Annotated in this window: 23 protein-coding genes and 1 pseudogene; 16 read left to right on the top strand and 8 right to left on the bottom strand. The window is 45.6% G+C overall.

All coding sequences use genetic code 11. The annotated features are described in order from the left end of the window. The first annotated feature begins 198 nt into the window (after nucleotides 1–198). The 4 genes from AAA946_RS06530 (at nucleotide 199) to AAA946_RS06515 (ending at nucleotide 4,084) form a co-directional block, all read left to right on the top strand. The gene (locus tag AAA946_RS06530; protein ID WP_338164134.1) at nucleotides 199–534 is read left to right on the top strand and encodes an Hpt domain-containing protein; all 336 of its coding nucleotides are present in this window, start codon (nucleotides 199–201) and stop codon (nucleotides 532–534) included. A gap of 14 nt (nucleotides 535–548) precedes the next feature. Next, nucleotides 549–1,142: a CoA pyrophosphatase gene (locus AAA946_RS06525; RefSeq protein WP_338164133.1), complete on the top strand. Its 594-nt coding sequence runs from the start codon at nucleotides 549–551 to the stop codon at nucleotides 1,140–1,142. 225 nt (nucleotides 1,143–1,367) lie between these two features. Continuing rightward, nucleotides 1,368–2,618 carry an aromatic amino acid transport family protein gene (locus AAA946_RS06520; RefSeq protein WP_338164132.1) on the top strand — a complete coding sequence of 417 codons (1,251 nt, stop codon included), beginning with the start codon at nucleotides 1,368–1,370 and terminating at the stop codon, nucleotides 2,616–2,618. A 104-nt stretch (nucleotides 2,619–2,722) separates the two neighbouring features. After that, nucleotides 2,723–4,084, top strand: a complete 1,362-nt coding sequence (locus AAA946_RS06515; RefSeq protein ID WP_338164131.1) for an L-serine ammonia-lyase — start codon at nucleotides 2,723–2,725, stop codon at nucleotides 4,082–4,084. Nucleotides 4,085–4,128: 44 nt separating this feature from the next. Here AAA946_RS06515 and AAA946_RS06510 read toward each other — a convergent pair whose 3' ends face one another. Both AAA946_RS06510 and AAA946_RS06505 read right to left on the bottom strand, forming a co-directional pair. Continuing rightward, complete coding sequence (locus tag AAA946_RS06510) at nucleotides 4,129–5,322, bottom strand: mannosyltransferase family protein (RefSeq protein ID WP_338164130.1); 1,194 nt, start codon at nucleotides 5,320–5,322, stop codon at nucleotides 4,129–4,131. Beyond that, entirely contained in the window at nucleotides 5,319–5,906 is a 588-nt protein-coding gene (locus tag AAA946_RS06505; protein ID WP_338164129.1) for a hypothetical protein, read from the bottom strand. Before AAA946_RS06505 ends, AAA946_RS06510 begins: the two co-directional genes overlap by 4 nt. Nucleotides 5,907–6,184: 278 nt before the next feature. On the opposite strand from AAA946_RS06505, the gene AAA946_RS06500 reads away from it, so the two are divergent. The 6 genes from AAA946_RS06500 to AAA946_RS06475 all read left to right on the top strand — a co-directional run bounded on the left by AAA946_RS06500 (nucleotide 6,185) and on the right by AAA946_RS06475 (nucleotide 13,998). Beyond that, nucleotides 6,185–7,804, top strand: a complete 1,620-nt coding sequence (locus tag AAA946_RS06500; protein ID WP_338164128.1) for a methyl-accepting chemotaxis protein — start codon at nucleotides 6,185–6,187, stop codon at nucleotides 7,802–7,804. A 125-nt stretch (nucleotides 7,805–7,929) separates the two neighbouring features. Next, a complete protein-coding gene (asnS, locus tag AAA946_RS06495; protein ID WP_042498832.1) occupies nucleotides 7,930–9,330 on the top strand; it encodes an asparagine--tRNA ligase in 1,401 nt (466 codons plus the stop codon). 192 nt (nucleotides 9,331–9,522) lie between these two features. Further along, nucleotides 9,523–9,831, top strand: coding sequence for a hypothetical protein (locus AAA946_RS06490; protein WP_338164127.1), 309 nt, complete (start codon nucleotides 9,523–9,525; stop codon nucleotides 9,829–9,831). Between the two features lie 262 nt (nucleotides 9,832–10,093). Continuing rightward, the gene (locus AAA946_RS06485; RefSeq protein WP_338164126.1) at nucleotides 10,094–11,284 is read left to right on the top strand and encodes an amino acid aminotransferase; all 1,191 of its coding nucleotides are present in this window, start codon (nucleotides 10,094–10,096) and stop codon (nucleotides 11,282–11,284) included. Nucleotides 11,285–11,383: 99 nt separating this feature from the next. Beyond that, nucleotides 11,384–13,273, top strand: a complete 1,890-nt coding sequence (locus AAA946_RS06480) for a DUF294 nucleotidyltransferase-like domain-containing protein (protein WP_338164125.1) — start codon at nucleotides 11,384–11,386, stop codon at nucleotides 13,271–13,273. Nucleotides 13,274–13,281: 8 nt separating this feature from the next. After that, the gene (locus AAA946_RS06475) at nucleotides 13,282–13,998 is read left to right on the top strand and encodes a 3'-5' exonuclease (RefSeq protein WP_338165783.1); all 717 of its coding nucleotides are present in this window, start codon (nucleotides 13,282–13,284) and stop codon (nucleotides 13,996–13,998) included. Nucleotides 13,999–14,036: 38 nt separating this feature from the next. Here the strand turns inward: AAA946_RS06475 and AAA946_RS06470 are convergent, their stop codons facing one another. Continuing rightward, nucleotides 14,037–14,291, bottom strand: coding sequence for a DUF1289 domain-containing protein (locus AAA946_RS06470; protein WP_338164124.1), 255 nt, complete (start codon nucleotides 14,289–14,291; stop codon nucleotides 14,037–14,039). A gap of 259 nt (nucleotides 14,292–14,550) precedes the next feature. On the opposite strand from AAA946_RS06470, the gene AAA946_RS06465 reads away from it, so the two are divergent. The 6 genes from AAA946_RS06465 to AAA946_RS06440 all read left to right on the top strand — a co-directional run bounded on the left by AAA946_RS06465 (nucleotide 14,551) and on the right by AAA946_RS06440 (nucleotide 19,674). Next, complete coding sequence (locus tag AAA946_RS06465; protein ID WP_338164123.1) at nucleotides 14,551–15,009, top strand: META domain-containing protein; 459 nt, start codon at nucleotides 14,551–14,553, stop codon at nucleotides 15,007–15,009. Nucleotides 15,010–15,163: 154 nt separating this feature from the next. After that, on the top strand, nucleotides 15,164–16,501 hold the full coding sequence (locus AAA946_RS06460) for an IS4 family transposase (RefSeq protein WP_338163367.1): 1,338 nt from the start codon (nucleotides 15,164–15,166) through the stop codon (nucleotides 16,499–16,501). A 170-nt stretch (nucleotides 16,502–16,671) separates the two neighbouring features. Then, entirely contained in the window at nucleotides 16,672–17,541 is an 870-nt protein-coding gene (locus AAA946_RS06455; RefSeq protein ID WP_338164122.1) for a patatin-like phospholipase family protein, read from the top strand. A gap of 61 nt (nucleotides 17,542–17,602) precedes the next feature. Further along, entirely contained in the window at nucleotides 17,603–17,902 is a 300-nt protein-coding gene (locus tag AAA946_RS06450; protein WP_338164121.1) for a Fis family transcriptional regulator, read from the top strand. A gap of 22 nt (nucleotides 17,903–17,924) precedes the next feature. Further along, nucleotides 17,925–18,113 (top strand): DUF1289 domain-containing protein, encoded by a 189-nt coding sequence (locus tag AAA946_RS06445; protein ID WP_338164120.1) that lies wholly within the window; start codon nucleotides 17,925–17,927, stop codon nucleotides 18,111–18,113. Between the two features lie 646 nt (nucleotides 18,114–18,759). Further along, complete coding sequence (locus AAA946_RS06440; RefSeq protein WP_338164119.1) at nucleotides 18,760–19,674, top strand: hypothetical protein; 915 nt, start codon at nucleotides 18,760–18,762, stop codon at nucleotides 19,672–19,674. A gap of 1,650 nt (nucleotides 19,675–21,324) precedes the next feature. Here the strand turns inward: AAA946_RS06440 and AAA946_RS06435 are convergent. The 5 genes and pseudogenes from AAA946_RS06435 to AAA946_RS06415 form a co-directional block, all read right to left on the bottom strand. Then, nucleotides 21,325–21,582 (bottom strand): annotated as a pseudogene (locus tag AAA946_RS06435) (class I SAM-dependent methyltransferase); the annotation flags it as partial. A gap of 85 nt (nucleotides 21,583–21,667) precedes the next feature. Then, nucleotides 21,668–22,741 carry a hypothetical protein gene (locus AAA946_RS06430; protein WP_338164118.1) on the bottom strand — a complete coding sequence of 358 codons (1,074 nt, stop codon included), beginning with the start codon at nucleotides 22,739–22,741 and terminating at the stop codon, nucleotides 21,668–21,670. A gap of 315 nt (nucleotides 22,742–23,056) precedes the next feature. After that, nucleotides 23,057–23,989, bottom strand: a complete 933-nt coding sequence (locus tag AAA946_RS06425; RefSeq protein ID WP_338165782.1) for a class I SAM-dependent methyltransferase — start codon at nucleotides 23,987–23,989, stop codon at nucleotides 23,057–23,059. A gap of 56 nt (nucleotides 23,990–24,045) precedes the next feature. Continuing rightward, the gene (locus tag AAA946_RS06420; protein ID WP_338164117.1) at nucleotides 24,046–24,732 is read right to left on the bottom strand and encodes a TIGR01621 family pseudouridine synthase; all 687 of its coding nucleotides are present in this window, start codon (nucleotides 24,730–24,732) and stop codon (nucleotides 24,046–24,048) included. An 85-nt stretch (nucleotides 24,733–24,817) separates the two neighbouring features. Next, nucleotides 24,818–26,161, bottom strand: a complete 1,344-nt coding sequence (locus tag AAA946_RS06415; protein WP_338164116.1) for a sodium-dependent transporter — start codon at nucleotides 26,159–26,161, stop codon at nucleotides 24,818–24,820. Between the last annotated feature and the right edge of the window lie 11 nt (nucleotides 26,162–26,172).

The raw sequence follows: 26,172 nt of genomic DNA, 5'->3' as shown, positions 1-26,172 counted from the left end.
CTGTTTAGTTAAAAAATAATCAAATTAGTAATAAAGTTTTAGAACAGCAGCAACTTCAACGATCAAGTTTAGATCGATGTGATTGTCAGATTTTCATTTCTCATGAACTATACTATTGTTGTTAAGTGACTGAGTTTGGTCATGAAATGGAACAATCTCGGTAGCGAATAACGATAGACAGCACAAAAGGAAAGCAGGATGATAGATTTCGACGTACTTCGCGGCTACATGGACAATGACGAGGACATCATCGCAGCCGTATTTATGGCTTTCATGGAAGAGCATGAAAACGGTGCAGACAGAATACAATCGCTTTTTAACCAACAAAATTGGAGCGAACTGTTTATCGCAGCCCATTCACTGAAAGGGATTCTTGCGAGCTTTGGCGAAACCAAGGCCGTTGAGAAGTTACAAGCCATAGAGGCTTCCACTCGCGGTGGTGAGGCCCCTCAGCAATCTGATATTCAATTCGTAATACAAGAGCTTGAAGTTATCAAAACTCAAATCAACGACTATTTAGCATCAATGACGTAATTGGCACCAGTAGTATGACCAAATCTGAATTTTTATCTCGTTTTCAGCTCCAACAAACTGAGGATTACCACAAAGAAACCAAATTACGAACGGCCAATGTCGATAGGGATTCTCTGCGTGAAGCCAGTGTGCTAATCGGGCTAGTAGAACGTGAGGCCAAGCTTCACGTCATCCTTACCAAGCGGGCGAGTCATTTAAAACATCATCCGGGCCAAATAAGCTTTCCCGGCGGAAAAGTTGAACCTCATGATCTCAATCCAACGGTCACCGCATTAAGAGAAACCGAAGAAGAGATTGGTATAGGGAGCGAGCATATCTCAGTGATTGGTTCTCTTCCAAAGCTTGTGACAGTAACAGCTTTTAACGTAACGCCAGTCTTAGCATTTGTTGAACCTAAGTATCGCCCTAAAATCGACAGCAATGAAGTCGATTACCTCTTTGAAGTCCCTCTGGAGTTTCTTGCTTCTCCTACTAACCTCTCCGCGGTAGGCTTTCATATCCGCGGACAGCGTCACCGCGTATTGTCTATTCCCTATAAAGAACACTTTATTTGGGGGGTAACAGCACAGATTATCGAAAACCTACAGACCCAGCTTTTATTAAGTTAAGCAATAGTTAAAATGCAATCGCTTGCTTGTTAACGCATTAGATTTACTAATACCAACCATCAACACACCTAATCAGTAGCACGAAAAAAACGTGACTAAACCTGCAAAATATAACCCCAATGAATAAGCCAACGCAAACCATGACCTAGATCTAGTTTTTGGCTGCAATTTAAGTGCAATATTGCGCCCGACTTATTTCCTGTTCCCAAAAAATGAGTATTAACTATGACTACCACAACTACTGCGGCGTCAAGCCGTGTTTCGTCTAAGTGGACCTACAAAGATTTCACGTGGGCACTTTCTCTTTTCGGTACAGCCGTTGGTGCTGGCGTACTTTTCCTTCCTATTAAAGCGGGTGCTGGCGGCTTCTGGCCATTAGTAATCCTAGCCCTAATTGCAGCACCAATGACATGGTTCGCGCACAAGAGTTTAGCGCGTTTCGTACTTTCTGCTAAAAACCCTGATGCAGATATCACTGACACCGTTGAAGAACACTTTGGTAAAGCGGGTGCAAACCTTATTACTTTCGCTTACTTTTTTGCCATTTACCCGATTGTTCTAATCTACGGTGTTGGTATCACAAACACCGTAGATTCGTTCCTAGTAAACCAAATGGGCATGGAGTCTATTCCACGCTGGTTGCTATCTGGCTGTCTAATCGGTGCGATGACATGTGGCGTTGTATTCGGTAAAGAGCTAATGCTAAAAGCGACCTCTGCAATGGTGTACCCGCTAGTATTCATCCTTCTAGCTCTGTCTGTTTACCTTATCCCTGACTGGAACACGTCAATGATGAGCGTAAGCCCTGACTGGGGTTCAATGCCTGCTGTTATCTGGCTTGCTATTCCTATCATCGTATTCTCATTCAACCACAGCCCAATCATTTCTCAGTTCTCTAAAGAGCAACGTCGCGTATACGGTGACGACGCAGTTAAGAAAACAGACATGATCACTGGCGGTGCAGCGATGATGTTGATGGGCTTTGTTATGTTCTTCGTATTCTCTGTAGTGCTATCTCTATCTCCAGAGCAGCTAGCTATTGCACAAGAGCAAAACATCTCTGTACTGTCTTACCTTGCTAACGTACACGAGTCGCCACTTATCTCTATCCTAGGCCCAGTTGTTGCTTTTGCAGCGATTACTTCTAGCTACTTTGGTCACTTCCTTGGTGCTCACGAAGGTCTAGTAGGTCTTGGTAAGTCTCGCTCTAAAGCGCCAATCAGCAAAATTGAGAAAGCGTCTCTAGTGTTCATCGTAGTAACAACTTGGATCGTAGCTATCATCAACCCAAGTATCCTTGGCATGATTGAAACCATGGGTGCACCGATGATTGCAGCTATCCTATTCCTGATGCCTGTATACGCAATGAAAAAAGTGCCAGCGATGGCGAAGTACAAAACTTCAGCGCCTGTACAAATCTTTACAGCAATTTGTGGTGTTGCGGCGATTACTTCTGTAATCTACGGCGCTTTTTAATTGACGCCGTCAATTGAACATCTCGATTAAACCGTATCTCGATACACAATAACGATAATTTGAGCCCCTACTTCGTATAGGGGCTTTTCTAGAGGCAAATCAGTATGATCAGTGTTTTTGATATCTACAAAATTGGTGTCGGTCCTTCAAGCTCACACACCGTCGGTCCGATGAAAGCCGGTAAAGAGTTCATCGATGACCTACGTACTATGGGTAAGTTAAGAGACATCACCAAGATCACTGTAGATGTTTATGGATCACTATCACTGACAGGGAAAGGTCACCACACAGATATCGCTATCATCATGGGTTTGGCGGGCAACTCGCCAGAAAAAGTCGACATCGACTCTATCCCAGGATTTATTGCACGCGTTGAAGAGACAGAGCGTCTTCCGGTTGGTATGCATTGCCATACGGTTTCCTTCCCTCGTGAAGGCGGAATGAACTTTCATTCAACCAACCTAGAGCTGCATGAAAACGGTATGCAGATCCACGCATGGATCGATGAAGAACTCGCTTACTCAAAAACTTACTACTCGATTGGCGGTGGTTTCATCGTTGACGAAGAGAATTTTGGCAAAGAAGAAGTTTCTGCTCTCAAAGCACCGTATGAGTTCAACTCAGCCGAAGAGCTGGTTAACCTATGTAAAGACAACGGTCTTTCTATTAGTACACTTGTGATGGCAAATGAGCATGCGATCCACTCAGATGAAGAGACGCGCAGTTACTTTGCGAACATCTGGCGCACTATGCGTGAATGTATGGAACGCGGTATGAACACCGAAGGTATTCTACCAGGTCCTCTGCGTGTACCACGTCGTGCAGCAGCGCTTCGCCAACAATTGATCACTTCGGAAAAAACCACGACAGATCCAATGTCTGTAGTTGACTGGGTAAACATGTTCGCATTTGCGGTAAACGAAGAAAACGCAGCGGGTGGCCGAGTGGTTACCGCACCGACTAACGGTGCGTGCGGTATCATACCTGCAGTTCTAGCTTACTACGACAAGTTCATCCAAACCGTCACAGAGAAAGATTACATCCGCTTCTTTGCTGCGTCTGGTGCAATCGGTGGGTTGTACAAGCAAAACGCCTCTATTTCTGGTGCGGAAGTAGGTTGCCAAGGCGAAGTTGGCGTAGCTTGTTCAATGGCCGCAGCAGGTCTTGCAGAGCTGATGGGTGGCAGCCCAGAGCAAGTGTGTATGGCTGCTGAAATCGCTATGGAACATAACCTTGGCCTAACTTGCGACCCTGTTGCTGGCCAAGTACAAGTACCATGTATCGAGCGTAATGGCATCGCTGCAGTTAAAGCAATCAACTCTACACGTATGGCATTGCGCCGTGCTTCTGCACCGCGCGTATCACTCGACAAAGTCATTGAGACCATGCTAGAAACGGGTAAAGACATGAACGCCAAATATCGCGAAACGTCGCAAGGCGGTTTGGCGATTAAAGTCGTCTGCTAACATCCCAAAACAAAAAACCGAAGCCTCACCGCTTCGGTTTTTATTTATACCGTAAAGAACACATTCGAGTAGAAGCCAATCGCAATAAACGTCGATATCGCAGCTCCGGCTAACAACACTGGCATTCTCGCTCTCGGGTAACGCGCGAGCAATAAAATGATCGCTAAATACGTAGGGTACAGCCCAAAAATATAACGTGGCATTGCATTGACTCCTGATGACAGTGGGATCATCAAATTTATCAACATGAATACCGCTTCAGCATAACGCCTGTTGGCGAATAGATAACCGTTTAGCGCGAAACCAAGTAGCGATACTAACACTAGGTAGAGTTTCGCTCCCCCAGTTTTCACACCATACATTAGCCACTCAATAGGGTTGCTAAACTCCCTACCCCAAGCAATTTGAATGTGGCCAAACGCTAATGCGTCCCCCATATGAAAATGCAAATAGGCCATGTAACTAAAGAAGCCCAACGGAATAAGCCATATCGCAGCCACCACCGAAAGTGCCTGGCTCCTTAGTCGGTAAAAACTGCTCGCACCGTATGCTTGCAAGCCGACAATGAGCACAGAAAACACCAACATGACACCAAGGTTACGCGTAATCGCAGCAACTAACCCCAAAAGCCCTACTGTCCACCAGTTTTGGCGGTAACAGGCAATAAACACACCACTGATCAATGCAATATAAAGTGGCTCAGAATAGCCCGACATGGCGTAAACCGCGTAAGGCGAAAAACATAGGAGCCAGATAGCGGTTTCTTGAATCTCACCATCAAACCTGAGCTGTTTCAGTGCCATAACAAACACAGCTACGCTTAATACAAAAGTGAGGTTTGAAACTAACACCAACGCAAGGTTGGTATCGCCCACTAGCAACGATACCAGTTTTCCCAACAGCGGAGAGACTGGCATAAATGCCCAGTTAGCCGCATTGCCGCCTCTCATGTAAGTCGGGACCAAGGCATAACCATCATCCGCAATGCGTTGGAACCACATACAGTCAAAGCGGCAGATCTGCTGCCATATATCCATATTGACGACCGTTTCTGGGTTGTACGTATGAGTACCCACCAACCCAAGTGCATAGAAAATCGTCCGACTCAGTACTACGGCAATGACAATAGTCAACCATTGCTGTTTGGATATCTGCAAACTAGGTTGAAACGAGTTGGTGTGAACTGATGGCTTGTCGATAATGGCGTCTGAGCACATTGTCAGCTTAGTCATAGTCATTGAACTACCTCCGCAATCACTACCTGGTCGACACGCAAACTGGCGTCCGTTTCAAAGTCAACTTGTTGAATCGAGCGCTGCTGCATGAAGGCGCTTGCGGGTAAGTTGGTTTCTAAGGAATTTACCTCTAGAGGCATTAGCATGATCTTTCGGCCTCCATTTACTGAGACGTAAACCGGTTCAGTAATCGATTGACTTAGAGTAAGTTTCACCCGGACCGGATGTTGCAGCGGTTTATCAAAATTAAAATATAAACTCGCATTGTGTACTAGCTTCCTACCATCTCGCCCTGGTTTTGGAGCCCAACCTTGGCGACTTAAAAATGGCGATGTCTGTTTGACCTCAACAACACCAGATTCAGGCCAGATAAGCTCGGTATTTTCTCTGCCCCAATAACGCGTTTTTTTCTCTATGTAGTAGGTTCGGTAGGCCGTTGATACGTTGGGATGTGCCGCCAGATACAGTACCCATAAATAATAGAAAGAGAGCAGTATAAGTAGCGTGAACACAAATGGACGAAATGCCGAAAGTTTAACTTCGGCAGGATGTTTGTTTTCAGTTAATTCAGTGGGTTGTGAAGACATGTTGTATAACATTGAATGACATCAAACCGTGTTTTTACGCCTCACAGCGCACTCTGCTGTCAATGTAGAGTCAATAACTGATGAAGATTCGATGACTTGGTTATAACCACAATAGATTCATTTATTGTAACTATGCATCAAGGCAAATTTCTCAAAATTGAAGCAAGTTGCAACAAAAACCATGAGCTTTTCGAGGTTTTGCCGCAAAACCCCTTCCCCAACAAGTATTTGTTAACTTAATATTCACCCTGTCAGCCCATACAATTAACAATATAACTATGCGACTTACGATAACAAATAAACTACTACTCGCACTTATCTTGGTTTTTGGCACTGTTGTTGTCATTTCAACCACTTATCAATACAACCAACAACGTGAACTCATTTATTCTGTACTCAGTGAACAGCTCGAGGATAAAGCCAGTAACTATTTCGATAGTTTAAATATGATGATGCTCACGGGCACCATGGCGCAAAAAGAAACGCTGCGCGGCAAGGCGCTCGCTCAAGAGAATATCGAGAATGTTCGGGTGCTTCGCGGCGATGCTGTGAGCAAACTCTACGGCAAAGGGTTGGATAACCAAACGGCTTTGGACGACATCGACAAACGAGCGCTACTCGGTGAAACCGTGCTAGAGCCATTTGAAGCCGACTGGGGCAAAGGCCTTGTTGTTGCCCTGCCAATGAAAGCAAGCGAAAACTATCGCGGCACCAATTGTATTGCTTGTCACATGTCGCAAGAAGGCGAAGTGCTGGGCGCTATTCGAATTGAATACAACCTGAGTCATGTAAATAGCATGATCAACAAACGTACCGCGATTGCTGTCGCTATTATGGCTGCTATTGCGTTTATCGGCTATCTCGCCACTATCTTTATTGCCAGACGATTCATCGTTGGGCCTGTGCAAACAACGTCCAAATTCATGACCCGTGTCAGCGGCAGTAAAGATCTCTCCATTCGTTTAGACGGTAAACAAAACGATGAAGTTGGCGATCTGACTAATGATATCAATGACTTCCTTGATACCGTTTCCCACAGTCTTGTCAAAGTACAGTCGACAGCGCAAACAGTCAGTGGCAATGCAGACAAACTCACCGACATCGCACAAAACAACGAGTCTACGGCCAAACGTCAACTGGACGAAACGGCAGCAGTGGAAGCCAATATGCAAATGCTAAAAGAACAACAGGCAACGGTCAGTGAAGCCACGCAGCGCGCCTCCCAATTGATGCAAGAGACATGTGAACTCACCCGACTAAGCAGTGTAGAAGCGAAAAATGCCAGCGATGACATAGAATCGTTGGTACAAGACATTACCCAAGTGTCGACGCACATTTCAGAGCTTAATGAACAGACAGAGCAAGTCTCCGCAATCCTTTCCACCATTAAAGGTATTGCCGATCAAACCAACCTATTGGCTCTCAACGCTGCCATTGAAGCAGCACGTGCGGGTGAGCAAGGACGAGGCTTTGCCGTTGTCGCCGACGAAGTTCGCTCCCTAGCCAGTCGAACCACAGAAGCGACCAACGATATTGAAACCATTATTGCCAAGTTCCAACAAGGCAGCAGTTTCTCGGTTAATGCGGTGAATCAAGTCTCTGACACGGCACACCAGCGGGCCGATGAAGTACAAGCTCTCGCTCGTAAAATGCAGACCGTGGTATCACAAATTGAATCGACCACAGAGCTTGCTAGCCAAGTTCAAGATCAAATCCAGGCTAACCGCCAAACCAGTGAAAGCGTTGGTGAAAAAACCGCCATCATCACTGAGCACGCAAACGAAACATCCAGTAGCGCAACCCAAACACATCAAATCAGCATGGACTTACAACAACTTTCTCATCAGTTGGAGACATTACTTAATCAATTTATGCTTAATAACCACAATAAAGGTTGAACCATGAAAATTGACAGGTAATATGTCCCTTTGAAAAGAAATTTAGTAGCAACCCAATGAGTTGACTAATTATTGGTCAATAATCATTGGGTTGTATTGTTACCTCCATGGAGATGATTAATAACATGACTTACGCGCCTGTAACTGACGTACTAAGCGGTAAGCTAGCGGTAGACAGTGAAGTAACTGTTCGCGGCTGGATCCGTTCGCGTCGTGATTCCAAAGCTGGAATCTCTTTCCTTGCCATCTACGACGGCTCTTGTTTCGACCCGATTCAGGCCGTGGTCCCAAATAATCTTAATAATTACGAAGAAGAAGTCCTAAAACTGACGACTGGTTGTTCAGTAGAAGTAACGGGCAAAATCGTAGAATCTCCAGCGAAAGGTCAAGACTTTGAGCTTGCAGCGACTGACGTTAAAGTTGTTGGTTGGGTTGAAGACGCAGATACTTACCCAATGGCTAAGACTCGTCACTCTATCGAGTACCTACGTGAAGTAGCACACCTTCGTCCACGTACTAACGTGATTGGTGCGGTTGCGCGTGTTCGTAACTGTCTATCTCAAGCGATTCACCGCTTCTACCACGAGCAAGGTTTCTTCTGGACTTCTGCGCCGCTTATCACAGCGTCTGATGCTGAAGGTGCAGGTGAAATGTTCCGTGTGTCTACTCTAGACCTTGAAAACCTACCTCGCACTGAAAAAGGCGACGTAGACTTCAACGAAGACTTCTTCGGTAAAGAGACGTTCCTAACCGTATCTGGTCAGTTGAACGCTGAAGCTTATGCGTGTGCACTAAGCAAGGTTTACACCTTTGGTCCTACGTTCCGCGCAGAAAACTCAAACACCAGCCGCCACCTAGCGGAGTTCTGGATGGTTGAGCCTGAAGTCGCATTCGCAGACCTAGAAGATGTGGCTAAGCTAGCTGAAGACATGCTTAAGTACGTGTTTAAAGCAGTACTTGCAGAGCGCCGCGACGACCTTGAGTTCTTTGCTCAGCGCATCGACAAGCAAGCGATCACTCGTCTAGAGCAGTTCGTAGATGCTGACTTTGCACAAGTTGACTACACTGACGCAATCCAAATCCTTCTAGATTCTGGTCGTGAGTTCGAATTCCCTGTTGAATGGGGTATCGACATGTCTTCTGAGCACGAGCGTTACCTTGCAGAAGAGCACTTCAAAGCGCCAGTTATCGTTAAGAACTACCCGAAAGATATCAAAGCATTCTACATGCGCTTGAACGACGACGGTAAAACGGTTGCTGCGATGGACGTACTGGCACCAGGCATCGGTGAAATCATCGGTGGTGCACAGCGTGAAGAGCGTCTAGACATCCTAGATGACCGTATGCGTGCAATGAACATCGATCCAGAACACATGAACTGGTACCGCGACCTACGTCGTTACGGCACAGTACCTCACGCAGGCTTCGGTCTTGGTTTTGAGCGTCTAGTGTCTTACGTAACGGGTATGGGCAACGTTCGAGACGTTATTCCTTTCCCACGTACACCACGTAGCGCGAACTTCTAAGCACATCAGTGCATGAAATCGAATCCCAAAGGCCACCCATTCGGTGGCCTTTTTTATTGCCTGCCAACTGAAAACTGTTTGTTATTTCTGCGTGCTTAGTTTCCATTTTCAACGCTTTTTACCTATTGGTAATCCAGCAAAATCGCACTACATTTAGAAAGTCGTCTAAGCATAGAAATGAGGTGCTAAGTTATGGGTAAATTCACAGAAAACGATATCGAATACTACGGTGAAAGTGATGGCGTTCATAAGTGGGAAACATCAAATGGCCAACCGTACTACTGGCATCCAGACTGGTTGCATATTGCAGAAGATGAAACCGGTATGCACTCAAAGCAGACCTTAGAGGTAGGAAATAGCGAAGAGGCCACCAAAGAACATGCCGTTAGCGCGATCCTCAAGCACTTAAATGACTGGGCTAAAGAAAAATTCGACCAAAACCCAGACATTGAAACTCAATCCGTCGAGTCTGAGCATCAACTAAAAGGACATGATGACTAGCCTCTCTAGACTGACGTGTCTAATCGAAGCAGACACGTTAGTCCTCACTTTCCTTGCACAGATCCTCGATAAATTCTTACCTTTTCATACACAAACACCGAATTAACTGTCTTTTCTGTTTCAAATCAAAATAATTTTTAGTTTTCTTCTTTAATGTGGTTGTCAGGTATAGCCTTGAAAGGTATAAATAGGCTGTTGTCACCAAGTAACCGTTTCGTTACCAATGGTTTTTCGCCCCCTTCAATTAACATGGATGAAGAATATGTTTGAGAAAGTTGTTGCAGCACCCGCTGATCCTATCCTCGGTCTAACAGAAGAGTTTAAAAAAGACGCTCGCGCTGAAAAGATCAACCTAGGTGTTGGTATCTACAAGAATGAACAAGGTGAAACCCCTGTTCTCGCGACCGTAAAGAAAGCGGAAGCAGCACTTCTAGAAACAGAGAAAACCAAATCTTACCTAACAATTGAAGGTACAGCTGAATATGGTCTAGCGGTACAAAAACTGCTGTTCGGTGCTGATGCTGCAATCGTAACTGAAAAACGCGCAAAAACAGCTCAAGCACCGGGTGGTACGGGTGCACTGCGTGTTGCTGGTGAATTCATCAAGCGCCAACTTGGCGACGCAAAGATCTGGATCAGTAACCCAACGTGGGCAAACCACAATGGCGTATTCAGCGCAGCAGGTATCGAAACAGCGCAATACCGCTACTACAATGCAGAAACGAAAGACAAAGATTTCGCTGGTATGGTCGCTGATCTAGAGCAAGCATCCGCTGGTGATATCGTTCTGCTTCACGGTTGCTGCCACAACCCAACAGGCATCGATCCAACTGGCGATGAGTGGGAGCAACTAGCTAAACTTGTCGCAGACAAAGGTCTTATCCCTCTATTTGACTTCGCTTACCAAGGCTTTGCAAAAGGCGTTGAAGAAGATGCTCAAGGTCTACGTACGTTCGCTAAGTACAACACAGAAATCTTGGTTGCGAGTTCATTCTCGAAAAACTTCGGCCTATACAACGAGCGTGTGGGTGCATTCACACTGGTTGCTGCTTCAGAAGAGATCGCAACAACGGCCTTCTCTCAAGTTAAGAGCATCATTCGCTCTATCTACTCTAACCCACCAGCACACGGCTCAGCAGTGGTTACTTACATCTTAAACGACGCTGCACTGCGCGCGGAGTGGGAACAAGAAGTTGCTGAGATGCGTGACCGCATTCAAGACATGCGTGAACTGTTCGTTGAAACACTGAAAGCCGAAGGTGTTGATGCAGACTTTAGCTTCATCGAGCGTCAAAATGGCATGTTCTCTTTCTCTGGCCTAAGCAAAGAGCAAGTTAACCGCCTGAAAGAAGAGTTCGCAATCTACATCGTTGGTTCTGGCCGCATCAGTGTGGCAGGCATGACGAAAGCGAACATGGGACCACTATGTAAAGGTATCGCTGCGGTACTTTAATGTCCTAATATCAAAATATTAACTCAAAGGTCAGCGCAAGCTGACCTTTTTGGTTTCAGCGTGTAGTATTAACAGATACTCCATTTGATAAGGCTCGTCATGGACGCTGAACTGATTGAAATCCAGAACTTTCTGGCCTCTCATCCCCCTTTCGATGAACTACCTGAAGAAACGCTAGTGCATGTATCCCAACAAATTGAGATTGGTTACTATCGTGAAGACACGCCCATTATTCACTTTGGAGATGATATCCAAGACTTATTTATGGTGCGCAGTGGCGTTGTGGAGATCTATCGTCGTAAAGGTGAGCTATACAACCGAATTGATGAGGGCGATCTATTTGGTCAAATGGGTCTTCTTACCAACAACAAGGTTCGCTTCCCTGCTAAAGCCGTAGAAGATACGCTCGTTTATTGCATTCCCGCTGAAGTATTTCAGGAACTTTATGATGGATTTGACTCCTTCGCTGATTTCGTGGAAGTAGAAGATACCGTCCGACTGCGCCAAACAGTATCGAACAATGAAAATACGAATGATCTCACCACATCTAAAGTTCGAACCTTATTGACCCGTGATGCGCCAACCATTGTGCGGAGCAGCAGCATTCAGAATGCGGCTCGCGTCATGGCAGACGAACAAGTTTCATCCCTACTCATCATCGACCCAGAAATCGTGGAAAGTGACGAAGACGATTCCTCACCCGTTGTGGGCATTATTACCGACCGCGACTTATGCACGCGCGTTTTGGCTGAGAGTTTAGACCCACAAGATGAAGTATCGACTGTGATGTCTACTGACGTGATTTCTCTTGATCACAATGCTTACGTCTATGAAGCGATGCTAACCATGCTTCGCTACAATGTTCATCACCTACCCGTGCTGAAGAACAAAAAGCCGCTCGGTATTATCGAAACAACCGATATCGTTCGTTATGAATCACAAAACTCTCTACTGCTCGTCAGTAGCATCTTCCAGCAGCAGTCAGTAGAAGAGCTCAAAGCGCTGTCTGAGCAAGTGCGAGACAGTTTCGTCCGTTTGGTCAACGAAGATGCCAACGCTCACATGGTGGGCACTGCAATGTCTGTTATTGGACGAAGCTTTAAACAGCGTATTATCGAGCTTGCCGAAGAAGAGTTAGGTCAAGCACCGATCCCATATTGTTTCTTAGCACTGGGCTCAATGGGGCGCGATGAACAGTTGCTCGTCACCGACCAAGACAACGCCATCATTCTCGACGACAGCTATGACAAAGATAAGCACGGTAAGTACTTCGAAGCTTTCTCTAAATTTATTTGTGATGGACTGGCCGACTGCGGCTATACCTATTGTACCGGCGACATCATGGCAACTAACCCAGAGTGGCGCATGACGCGTAAGGAGTGGGAAGCGTGCTTTGCTGATTGGATTGACGATCCCAACCCGAAAGCGCTACTCAATGCCTCAATATTCTTCGATTTAGACGGTATTTACGGCAAGCTTAAATGGGCAGAACAGCTCAACAGCTTTATTGTCCGACGCGCTAGACGAAATAACAGATTCTTGGCGTGTTTGGCTCGAAACGCTCTAAACCGCAAGCCGCCACTTGGTTTCTTCAAAGACTTCGTCATGGAAAAAGATGGCCGCCACAATAACTCTATCAACCTCAAGCGACGTGGTACTGCACCTTTGGTTGATCTGATTCGTGTGCATGCACTTGCGGTCGGCTCGCGTTCGACCAACTCATTTGAGCGTCTCGACGACATCCATGAAGCAGGGATCTTGCCAAAAGGCCGTGCACGAGATTTAAAAGATGCACTAGAGTTTATCTCTATGGTGCGTATTTCGCACCAAGCGCTGGATGTTGAACAAGGCATCGAACCCGATAACAACGTTGAACCGGAGAACTTATCTGACTTTGAAAGACGTAACCTCAAAGATGCGTTCCAAATCTTGAGTAATGGTCAGAACTTCCTGAAATTCCGCTACCAAGCCAGCAATAGCTTTAAGTAGGTATCATGATAAAGAAACTCCTTAAAGCCCCTGCTATTCAGTGGAATCATAAGTTCGAGCAGCTCAGTAAACGCGCGAAAGATGAACGTATACAAGCCTTCTACGCAGCGGGGCTGCCGTCGCCAGACACACCACTTAGTGAAGTTCCCTTTGTCGCGTTAGATTTCGAAACCACCGGACTTAACCCAGAAAAAGACGGCATTTTGTCTATTGGCTTGGTACCTTTTACTCTGTCTCGAATCAAACTTAATCAAGCAGCGCACTGGACTGTACGCCCAAAAGCCAAGCTCGAAGAAGAGTCAGTAGTGATCCACGGCATTACTCACAACGACTTGATTGATGCTCCGACGCTTAACGAAATATTGGCCGATGTCCTTAATGCACTTGCCGGTAAAGTCATTGTGGTGCATTACCGCCCCATCGAGCGTGGCTTTTTAAACTGCGCGTTAAAGAAAATGCTGGGTGAAGGTATCGAGTTTCCGGTTGTGGATACCATGCAAATAGAGTCAGATTATCAAGAGAAGTTGACCGCGGGGCTACTGAATAAACTGAAAGGAAAGCGAGCAGACTCGGTACGTTTAGGGCAAACACGCCGCCGCTATGGACTGCCAGACTACCCACCTCACCATGCATTAATGGATGCGGTGGCTACCGCAGAGTTACTTCAAGCTCAAATAGCCTATCAGGATAATCATACTACGCTCCTCGGCGACTATTGGCTCTAACAGCTACGCATCGTGACTTAAAGATACGTCAATCCGCCTTAAAACAGATCTTGCTGTGGGCTGGCCTCTTCTTCTAGTACCTTATTTGGCACAGGGATCTTACCCTGTGCTAACTTGCGGCGATATCTCTGTCGGCAAAGCTTGATAATATACAACTGTTGTGCAGGCGTATAAGAGAGCCAGTTAAATCGCTCTTCCCGTTTACGCATGCACCCTTGGCAATATCCTTTTTCATCCACCGTACAGACTCGCACACAAGGGCTAGGTACGGTAAAAAACTCAAGCTGTTCCATTCACATCCCTTGCTATCCAACATTATCGTCACCAACCGTTGGTATGATAATCCCCAAACTATACGGTTACGTGCTTTTACTTTGAAAAGTAAGAATAGTCTGAATTATCTATTAACTGCGACACCTACAACATGGATAGTCAATAACTTCCACATCCGAGGTTGAAATCCCACTATACTAAAGATAACCTACTCCTGACAAAAAACAGTGTTTTATTAGTTACGCTGGTCAGCAATTTCATTTCGTTGGAGCAAAAAATATGAAGATTTTTTCTAAGAAGGTACTCGCAGCTGTTGCGCTTCCAGTTCTTATGACGGCTTGTGCCGCAAACGATACTAAGCAGGAGGAGCCAATGAAAGCCGTTACCGCTCAGGATCTTCAGCACCATAACTGGAATCTGGTTCAAATTGATGGCAACCCAATTCAAATCGATGAACAAAGCCAAGCACCACGCCTAGAAATCGGCGAAAAAATGACAGCTAACGGCAACGCAGGTTGTAACAACTTCTTCGGTCAAGGCGAGTTGAAAGACGGTCAGTTCCGCATTGAAAAAATGGGTATGACGATGAAAATGTGCCCAGGTGCGGCAATGGACATCGAAAGAACGGTATCTCAAACTCTTTCAGACTGGAGTGACATCACTGTTACTCAAAATGGTCTAGAGCTTAAAGGCCAAGCGCACACGCTAACATTCGAGCTAAAAGACTGGGTAAACTAATACCACGCGCAGTCTTCAATACGTGTCTCGACTTAAAATACGTAGTCTTCAAGGCCTCGCTTCATGCGAGCAATGTAGATCAGATAAGGATCGGTTGACCGATCCTTCTGATGAGAGACAATCGGAAACCTGTTTATAGGTTTCCGATTTTTTTATGTCTATTCAAAACTTCTTTGCCGACTTCCTCGAAGAAAACCCTGTCGATGTAGCTCAGCTCACCACATTCTCTGAACATATTCCTGATGAGTGGGTCGCTAAAGCAGCCTCTCTGTCTGATAAAGCGACAATCCGTCGACGCCGACTACCGAGTGATATGGTTTTGTGGTTAATTGTTGGTATGGCTTTTTTCCGTAATGAACCCATTGCCGAAGTCGCACGGAGAATGAACGTCTGTGCTGATGGCCTTGCTGATGAAGAACTGTTGGCAAAGAGCGCTTTAACCCAAGCAAGACAGCGCTTAGGTAAAGCAGCACCAGAATGGCTGTTTAAGCAATGCGGAAAAACATGGGGGCTTGAGCGATACCCTGATGATACTTGGCAAGGCCTACAGGTTTTTGCTGTAGATGGTGCTCTTTTTAGAACAGCTGACACACCCGAATTAAGAGAACATTTTGGCTCTGGTAATACGTCTAGCAACAGGCAAACACCTCATCCAGTATTGAGGGTTGTGACAATGATGAATGTTCGCTCTCATGTCATCGTTGATGCAGCGATAAGCCCGTATCGCCGAGGTGAAATCCCTCTAGCGATGCCCTTCATCAACGCTTTACCAGACAACTCTGTGACATTACTGGATAAAGGGTTTTATGGAGCAGATTTACTACTTTCTCTTCACAACAGTGGAATAAATAGACATTGGCTTCTCCCTGCAAAGAAAGGAGTCAAATATACCCTACTGGACGATAAAGAAAGCAGTGACATGCTAGTAGAGATGAAGACCTCTCCACAGGCTCGTAAGAAGAACCCTAATCTTCCTGAGAAATGGACAGTCAGGGCGGTCACTTACGAGGTCCAAGGTAAATCCAAGACGGTGTTTACCTCTCTTCCTAGAGACAAGTATGACGCTCAATCCGTGGCAGAGCTTTATCATGAAAGGTGGGAGATAGAATTAGGTTATCGTGATATCAAGAGTTCGATGCAACATAACGCTTTAGTGTTGAGAAGCAAAACAGTCGATCTCGTCTATCAAGAGCTATGGGGACTGCTACTTGGTTATAACTTGGTGAGACGAGAAGCTAGTCAAGCCGCAGTTGAACACGGGCGCTTACCTAATGAAATAAGTTTTAAGTATGCTTGCCAATTTATAGCCAGCCAGCTCAAAGTGATGAGTAAAGCGGTATCCTTAGGTAACACGCCGAAACGCTTAAAGAGCCTTCGAGGCGACCTATCCATCCTCTTTATAGACAAACGCCCTAAGCCAAACCGGCCTAGGGCGGTAAAAATATCAAAAACCCGATACCCTGTTAATCGCAACGCTGCTCCTCTTAAATGAACTACGTTGCGCTTCATGCGAGGCCTTTTTCATGGTCATTTCCTTACCTCGCCTTTCAAGAATCGGTTTTACCTATCACTAGAATAACCACATCCAGTTATCTCTGGCTGCGCGAACCACGTATCTTATCGACATATTAAACCGCTATATTGAACCAACTGAGATTACGTATGACCACCAAAGCACTCATTGTCGAGGGAGGCGCCATGCGCGGCATTTTCGCAGCTGGCGTACTCGACGCATTTCTAGAGCAAGACTATCGCCCTTATGACTTTGTTATCGGCGTCTCTGCGGGTGCTTCCAATCTACTAAGTTATTTAGCCGACGCACCAACTCGAAGCTATCAAGTCATCACCGAGTTAGCGACCAGCAAACAGTTCTACAACCCACGCCGATTCGTTTCTGGCGGCCATTTAGTCGATGTTAAATGGCTCTATGAGGAATCCAACCGCCGATTTCCTTTAGATCAGGAACTCGTGTTTAAATCGGTGCCTTTTATCGCAGCGGCGACCAATGTTGCCACTGGTCGTCCCGATTACTACGAAATCACGCCAGACAATATCGCCAAGGCTATTGAGGCCACCGCTTCACTGCCTCTCGCCTACAAAGAGACTCCATGTTTTGATGGTGGTTGCTACACCGATGGCGGCGTGGCTGACTCAATTCCTGTGCGTGAGGCTTATCGCCGAGGGGCAAGAGACATTACGGTGATTTTGTCGCACCCATTAAGCTATGAAATGCCAAAACCTAAAGCAGGCTGGCTAATGAAAAAATTATTCGCGAAACATCCGAATATTGGGCTAGCGCTGGCAAAACGTGCCGAGAACTACAATGACTCGCTACAGTTTATTAAAAACCCACCCAAAGATTGCGTGGTTCGAGTCATCACTCCACCCGAGGACTTTCCTGTACAGCGCTTAACGATGAAAAAAGCTCTACTCGATATAGGCTATGAGATGGGCGTGGAAGAAGGGCGAAGCCATGTTAATCATATGACAGGCAAACTCGAATACCAGCAAGAAGAATGTCACTTTTGCTGATAATGAATGAGTAAGTATGTCATCATAGTTGCTCACCCACTATAAAGAGGAAGTTTTCTTGATGCGTAAATCTGATAAGAAGATCGACAATCTAATCAGAGAAGTGTTGACCGAAGTTTGTGAAGGTACACTAAAAAACTACGAGGGTTTTCTTTGGGTGACTCACAAGGTTAAATTTCCATCTTTCCCACAGAGCTTACAAATTATCTGTGTATTTGAATCGAACCAAGATAGAGCAAACTTCTTGACAAGCGATGGTCAACTGCATGTTTCAACCGCCATCCAAAATGCCTTTAGCCGGGATGGTGTACAAATAAAGAAAATCAGCAAGCAAATCAGTTACGAGACGCGTCAAAAATAAAAATGCGCGTAAGAGAGACGGTATGAAGAAGCAACAAAGTCCTTGCATCGGCGTCTGTAACTTTTCTAGTTCCAAAGGATGGTGTTTGGGTTGCGGTAGAACTAGGGAAGAGTGCCAAAAGTGGAAAAGCATGAAGCCATACGCCATAAAGGCACTGCAAAAGGAGCTCAAGAAACGTGTGTCGCAAATCAATTCGGGTAGGGATAACTAAAAAGCTCCCAACTCAAACCTGCCCTCATTCGCGCTCGCCAGCCTAACTCGAGAATGACCCAGTGCTAATATTTCCGTCATTCCTGCGCAGGCAGGAATCTAGTCACCACGAGTAGTTTCTTCGAAGTCAAACGCGGTTTTGCCCCTTTTTGTGTTTCACACCATCCTAAAAAGTCACTGTCATCCCCTTGAAAAAGGGGATCTCATTCAGCGCATCGTGAAGCTGATTTACGTGATTTAGTCAAAGATTTTCAGTTGCCTACACGCGGTAAGAGATCCTCACTTTCGTGAGGATGACGGCTATATGGGGTATGTTAGAAATGAAGGGATGTAGAGAACTTCTGTCCCATTAGACTTCGTACCCCATGACTCACCGCCATACTCAAAAATAAAGTACAATTTTTTGAAGAAAGCTTGCTGTGTTTTAAAAGATTTGTTATTCATAAAATATGAAACGAATTTATGTGAACGCAATTAACACGACCACTACCACCATGATAGATTTCGGGGGGTAGCTTTTTGCGTCTTTAAAAAACCCTCTGAGTGAAATTGCCAGAGGGTTTTTTTATACCTAATACTCTAATTTAATTAGTGAAAATCAAAATTTCTGAGTTGAACAGGATAGACAAGCTTTACTTGGAGCAGATATGAAATTAGCAAAAAATGAAAAGATAGATAACTCGGCTCTGCAGGTGCGTGGTGAAGCAAAGGCTCCCACTGGGGCAGCTGAAACAACGCCAGTCATCATTTACGGCAAGCGTCGTATCAAGGATGGCATGTTAGAAGAGTTTAAGATCCAGTATCAAGCGTTTTCCAAGTCTGTCTACGAGAGCAATCCAGACGTTAAGGCTATCTTTGCATTTCCTGACAAAGAAGAACCATTGGTTTACTGGCATGTTATCTGGGTTAAGAGTGCAAATGCTTTCGCTAACGATTGGGGCCGACCAACTGAGAGTGAACCGTTATGGGCTACTTATAAAAGCACAGCAGAAGATCCTGATACACTGATTGTGTATGGTGGTTGGGATAAGGATACACTTGCTGAGACTCAGAATATTCCATGTGTGCGTTACGATTTTAAGAAAAGCATGGCTGGTTTTATTAAAGCTGATGGCGGAGGAGAAGAGGGCCCTGCATTATTTGGATTTACAATGCGCTATGTTAAACCAGGCCAGATGAAAGAGTTGGGGACTTCTTTTCAGACTGTATGTAATTTATGGTATGAAAAAATCCCAGGGATCTTGATGGCCGCTGCATTTCCTGATGAAAAGACCCCGAATTTAGTCCATGACTTAAGACTCTTTGCAAACCATAGCGCATTTTTGGCGCATGTAGATAAATCAGATAAAGAGTTGACGGAAGCGATGGGAAGGTGGTTTGAAAACTACGACACAAGCATCCCATTCACAGGTCAGCTTTACGCCGCCAACACGAAAGATGATGCTCTACATACAAGCTCGATCAAGTCCAGCTCAACGCCGCGAGCGCAGCTTGAGACGTTCCATTTTGGGGAGTCTGGTATGTTGGGCCAGATGCCAAATATGACGAGAAACGACTCGTGAACAATCGACTCTAATAATTCGAAAAACCAGGCCAATGTTACGGCGCTTCATGCCTCTACATTGGCAGGTGCGCAATGCATAAACCATGGTATTACCTAATCTAAAATTGTCGCTATAGAGTGATTAATCTAAATTGTTTATGTCCAAGGACTTGCTGACTTCGATCTTGGCAAACACACCTTTGCCCCAAGATGTGTTTAGAGCGCAAGAAACCATCATGAGATTTATTTGTGAAACAAGCTGTTTCCTAATTGTCCAACAGGTTGTTGGACAAACTCTAGTAACCAATTATGCAAGAGGGTCTTGCACAATTGCGAAACAGGTTATTTCGTAAATCACCTCTGCTCCAACCCGGTTCTGATCTCGTCGCTTCGGCAGTAGAACTAAGCAATGTGCAAAATATGCACATTGCTTATCAAGCAACTATCGAGGATTCCTCGGTAGTAGTTGAGCTGTTGCAATTTTTGCAATAGTTGCCCGAGCAACGAGAAAGCTCAGTGATTGCAGATTCTGCAACAACTTATATCTGCCCCATTCTAAGCTAGAACTGTTCTGTACCTCATTTCTATACGAGGTTGTTTGACCTATTTTTTCTTATGCCACAAAGTGTCTATGGAATTGGTAGCTATTCAGAGCTTACTTTTTTATGTCAATTACCCTGCCAGAGACCTCTCCGATGAACTATAGAAAAAAAGCCAGCCCCTCAGCCTGAACAGTCACAGGCAGATCGCGCTATGCATCTATTCCTACAAACATATCCTATAGGCACAAAAGTCTGTTTTTCTGACAGCTGGACAGGTATTAGAACAATAGCCAAAGCTACTTTCAAAGGGATGCAAGAGAGGTACGTTTGGGAGGAGGGTGAAGTTGATATTCATGTTCGTTTTAGTGATGGTACTGGCTCTTTCTGCGTTGTGCGTAATGATGGCACATTGAATTGGTCTCTCCGCCCATTGCCTACTCATGAAGAACGAGTAAACCGAGCAAAACGTAAAGCTGGGGACATTGCTACTTTGGTATTAACACGCATCATTCAAGTGGCATTGATACTCCTATTTTTATATGGTTTGAACACCTGTGTAGGTAGCAATGGCTCAAATGCCCCTGATTACTGCGTACCTAGGGTTGAGTGCTAATTTAGTCGAATCACTGGCACAGTTCTATCCAAGGGCGTGTTTTTGTCGCAGACTCTGCAAATACGTCTTTGCCCCATTTCGCGCTTCCTCCCCCCCAAAAAAAAATCACTGTCATCCCCTTGAAAAAGGGGATCTCATGCGGCGCGTCGCGAAGCTGAATTACGTGACTTAGTCGAATATTTTCAGTCAATTACACGCGGTAAGAGATCCTCACTTTCGCGAGGATGACGGATATATGGGGTATGTTAGAAATGAAGGGATGTAGAGCATTTCTGTCCAAAAGTTAGCTAGAAACTATGCTAGGCAATAACAGTCAGTGGCAGCACCCTAGTAATTTTTCGGTGTGCGTATTGCGTAGATCCCGCATCGAGTGCGGGATGACGAAATTTGGGGCTGTGCTGCCAGTGTAAAAACGAGGCTCCCCCCATCTCACCATTCAAGAAATGGAAACACATATCTTAATGCACAATGTTCGTCCATCAACACTTCTTGTCTTAAGTCCAAAAAGCGGCACTCATTGAGTAATATTTTTCTGTTGGAATAACAATACCTTCAAGGCCGCATCTGGGTCTATATCCTCGAATTCTTCAGGGTTTGGCAAACGCTCGATATACCTCAATTGAGGTGCCTCTTCCGCCATACTCTCTATCAGAAAATCAGGCGTCACCGTTGGTGAGTTCACACACGCCATTACCTCACCATTGGGTGTTAGCAGCTCGTTCAAACGTCTCAAGATCTTCTTATAGTCTTTAGCCAGTGCAAAGCTGCCCTTTTAAATTCGAATTCGAAAAGGGCATCAGTGCCAAAACACTGATGCCCTTAAATCTTGAAATCGTTAGTTAACGCAGATTGAGTGGTTACTTATACTCGTGGAATTTCTGCGCAAGGTATGGGTCCCACATGGCTGCAGTGGCACTCATTACCATGTCTGCGCCCATCTCTAGACGGCGGTGTAAGTCTTCAGCATTCATCATGCCACCAACAGAGCAGATAACGAAGTCGTCTTTCCACTTAGTACGCAGATCAATCAGGTTGCTGGTAACTTCTTCTGCCAGATCTCCGATAGCATAACCACAAGTACCGCTTGAGAGACGTCCTTCACCCGGTAGTGCAGCTTTACCATCTGGAGTGACAACTTGACGAGGAATAGTGTTAATTGCCGCAAAACCGTCAACATATGGGCGGTTTGCTTCAATCACTTTCTCAAGTTGCTCTGCTGGCATCCAACCAAGTTTAATAAGTAAAGGAGTATCGCCAATCGATTCGCGGATTTTTTTCGATACTAGTGCTGAGTTTTCAGGGTCTGAGAACAGAGCTCCTTCTGTACTACCACCTAGGTTTGGGCAAGAGTAGTTCACTTCAATAACCTTGGCACCCGCTTCTTTCGCCATTGCTGAAACATAACCATAGTCTTCAACGAGGTCACGTTCATCTAGACCGGGTGTACCATTCACCGATACGATTATCAGCTGGTTTTTACCCATCTTACGATTGCCTTCCTCGATGTCTTTCATCCAAACAGAGGGCGCAAGTGAAGGAACACCAAAAGAGTTTGTGATGGTGATACGCTCGTCTTGTGAAGGACGTCCACCAGGGTGGATCTCAGCATTGATGTCGCCGTTACTGAACTGCTCGTTAGTATCTAGGAAGATGCAGTTTGGCGCTGGGTGACAAGTGCGTTCGACACTTCGTACTGTTTTATAGACTGGAATGTCAAAACCAAGCTTGGCGTAGATATCACACCAGTGGCTATTTAAAAGAGGACCCGCAGGTACGCCAAGACGAGAGTTCACCTCAAAGTCGAATACTTTTTGAGTTTGAGTGATTGCAGGGCGAGTCGGAAATTTAGCATCAAAGAAGGGCCCATTTTGATAGTTGTCCTCATAGGTCTTGAGGATGTCATAGAGTTCGAACTGAGTTGGAGTAGTCATCAGAAGCCTTTCCTGTTTGTGCCAAATAAAACTGGCACGGATTCTAACCTTAGTAAGCACAATTGAACATGGGCTGTGTGTTACTGATCACAGTATCGCTGCATGAGATCAATTACATGGCAGAAAAAATACACGAAATAGTTGTTCAATCGATCGGAGGCTGCAAAATTTGTAACTGTTTGATAAAAACGTTTGCCCCACCCATGTTTCGCACCCTCGAAAAACATCGTCATTCCCTTGAAGAACAATAATACCTAGCAGCACCTAACTTCATTTCTGAGACAAAAAAATAGCACTCATCGAGTGCTATTTTTACTATTTGAACAGCAATACCTTCAAGGCAGCATCCAGCTCTACATCCGCAAACTCTTCAGGGTTTGGTAAACGCTCAACAAAACTCAACTGCGGCGCTTCCTCTGCCATACCTTCAATCAGAAAATCCGGCGTGACCGCTGGCGAGTTCACACACGCCATTACTTCCCCATTGGGCGTGAGCAACTCATTCAAACGTCTTAAGATCTTCTTATAGTCTTTGGTTAACGCAAAGCTGCCTTTTTGGAATGATGGTGGATCAATCACGACAATGTCATATGGGCCATACTTTTTGATTTTCCCCCAAGACTTAAAAATGTCGTGGGCAAGAAAGCTTACTTGGCTTAGATCATGGTTGTTTAAGCGGTGATTATCGCGCCCTTTGTTGAGCGATGAACGCGCCATATCGACGTTAACCACATGCTCCGCACCACCAGCTATCGCTGCGACCGAAAAGCCACAAGTGTAGGCAAATAGGTTAAGAACACGCTTACCTTCCGCTTTGGACTTCACCCATTCACGACCATTTCGCATATCAAGAAATAGTCCGAAATTTTGGTTGCGACCAATATCGAGTTGATACTGACAACCCAGCTCTTCAACCATAGGTTTACTATCGAGCTCACCCCAAAGTACTTCTGACGGCGCGCCGTCGCTGTATCTGTGTTGCAATACTACGGCTTTGCCTTGAGCCTTTTCCCAAATGGTTGAAGCCGCTAACTCCATTAAACCTTGTTGCAGTGTCGTTAGGAAAATCTCGTCGACAGGCTTAAACAAGTTTACCAGCAACTGATTGGCCGCCCAATCACAAGTCAATTGATCCAAACCAGGGAAGCACTTACCTCGGCCATGAAATAAACGGCGAACTTCAGTTGGCGCAGACGCCAAAGCTGTCTCAACTTGTTCGAAGAACACGCCCAATTTGTCGGCCTGCATCACTTGACCTTGTGGCTCTAGATTCTCTTGTAGCTCTTGATTGTCATGTGATGAGGTCATTTCTTCGGCCATACTAACTCCCACGGTTTAGACCATTGTTCGATTGCGCTATTCAAAGCCGCGCTGTTCCATTTAGTGCCAAGATTAACGTTTCGCGGGTCGCAGATAAACTCATACTCTTGGTCAAACAGAGTAAAGCGCAATGCATAAGCATGAAGATAGCCGCGATCAACCCCTGTACTCTGGCCATAAATAGGATCACCCACAATCGCAGAGCCCACTGATTTAAGCGCCACACGAATTTGATGCGTTTTTCCTGTCAATGGTCGACACAAAAAGGCCCGCTCACCTTCTTCACCCGCTAAGGAGAAGAACTGTGTCACTGCTGGGTTATTCTTAGTCGCCACCAGCTTCCATGACGCTCGACGCGAGCGTTCCATATCTCCAGAGATGGTACCCTGCTTTTTCTTGGGCTTTTTGCTGCCAATCGCCAGATAGAACTTGTCCATTTGGCGTTGCTGGAACAGTTGCGAGAACTCAGCGGCCACCTCGGAACGTTTGGCTAAGATCAGCAAACCTGAGGTCATTTTGTCGAGGCGATGCACCAAAAATAGTGGCGGACAACCAACAAAGGTCGCCACTTCTTGCACCAACATGGTATCCCCGTCATCTTTGTGAACACTGACTCCAGGGTGCTTGTTGATGACCACAAAATCATCATTTTCAAACTGAATATCGAACATGAAAGAGGTAACTTTGAATTATTTGGCTCGGATGATACACAAAAGCTGCCCGAAGAGCAGCTTTTGTGTTTCTGATATTGAGTGATCAGAGGAAAGGATAAGCAAAGACGATCAAAATTGCCGCCGGACATACAAACTTCACATACCAAGGCCAAATTTTCCAAAACCAAGTCTGTTCAATTTCTGGGTTGCCTTGTCTGATTTCTTCAAGCAGTGAATTGCGGCTCCAAATCCAACCAATAACCACAGCCCACACCACGCCAAGCAGCGGCTGCATATAAACCGTAGAGGCGGTTGCGACTAAGTCGAACAACGCATTGAAGTTCGCAGCAATAATGGCGCTACACAGCAAAATGGTGCCACCTAGGATCATGGTCGCTTTGTTGCGAGACATCTTCGCTTCTTCTTGAAGGCAAGATACTGGCACTTCTAACATGGCGATAGAGGACGTTAATGCCGCAATAACCATGAGCGCAAAAAATGCGATGCCAATGACTTCACCAGCTAGCCCCATGGATTCAAAAAGCGCTGGCAGTACCACAAACACCAGGTTACCAGAGCTAATCAGCTCACCAAGCTCATTGAAAATCTGCACGCCATTCTCTTTAGCAACAAACATAGCAGGAAGAATCAGCAAACCCGCCATAAACGCAACGCCAGTATCGATGATCGCCACCTGCCCCGCCGTCTTTGGAATATTGATGTCTTTGCTAAGATAAGAGCCGTATACCATCATTGCGCCCACGCCAAGCGACAAAGAGAAAAACGCCTGACCCATTGCATTAACCACAAGGCTCGCATTTAGGTGGTTCCATTTCGGTACCAGATACATTTCCAGTCCGTCCATAGCACCATCTTGGGTAAAGATATAACCAATTAGAACAATGAAAAGCACAAAAAGGACTGGCATCAAGCGAGATGACCACTTTTCGATCCCATCGGAAACACCGCGTTTCACAACAAACACCGTCATCAACATGAACAGAACCGTTAAGCTTACGTTTCGAGCCGTGCCGAACGTTACTAACCAGTCAGCTACACCATTTAGCCCAATAACATCAGCAATAGGCGCAAGACCAAAACCGATTAGCCAACCAGCTAGAATGGCGTAAAAGCTAAGAATCATGGAAGCGGTAAGCAGCGCAATCACACCAAACATGGCAGCAACCGGCTTGTTTTTTACCCATATTTTGCGAAGTGATGCAATTGGGTTGGATTGACCATAACGGCCAATTGTCAGCTCAGCGATCAACATTGGAAACGCCAACAGCGCCATCATAAACAGGTAAACCAGCAAGAATGCCGCGCCACCGTTTGTCGCTGTCTGAGTTGGAAACCCCCAAACATTACCTAAGCCTACTGCGCTTCCCGCGGCAGCCATAATAAAACCAAATCGGGAAGTGAATTGTCCTCTATCGGAACTTGTCATTGTTTTGTACC

This window comes from Vibrio sp. 10N, from assembly GCF_036245475.1.
Taxonomy (GTDB): domain Bacteria; phylum Pseudomonadota; class Gammaproteobacteria; order Enterobacterales; family Vibrionaceae; genus Vibrio.
Note: the sequence above shows the minus strand (reverse complement) of the source record. Positions and strands in the feature narration are given on the sequence as shown.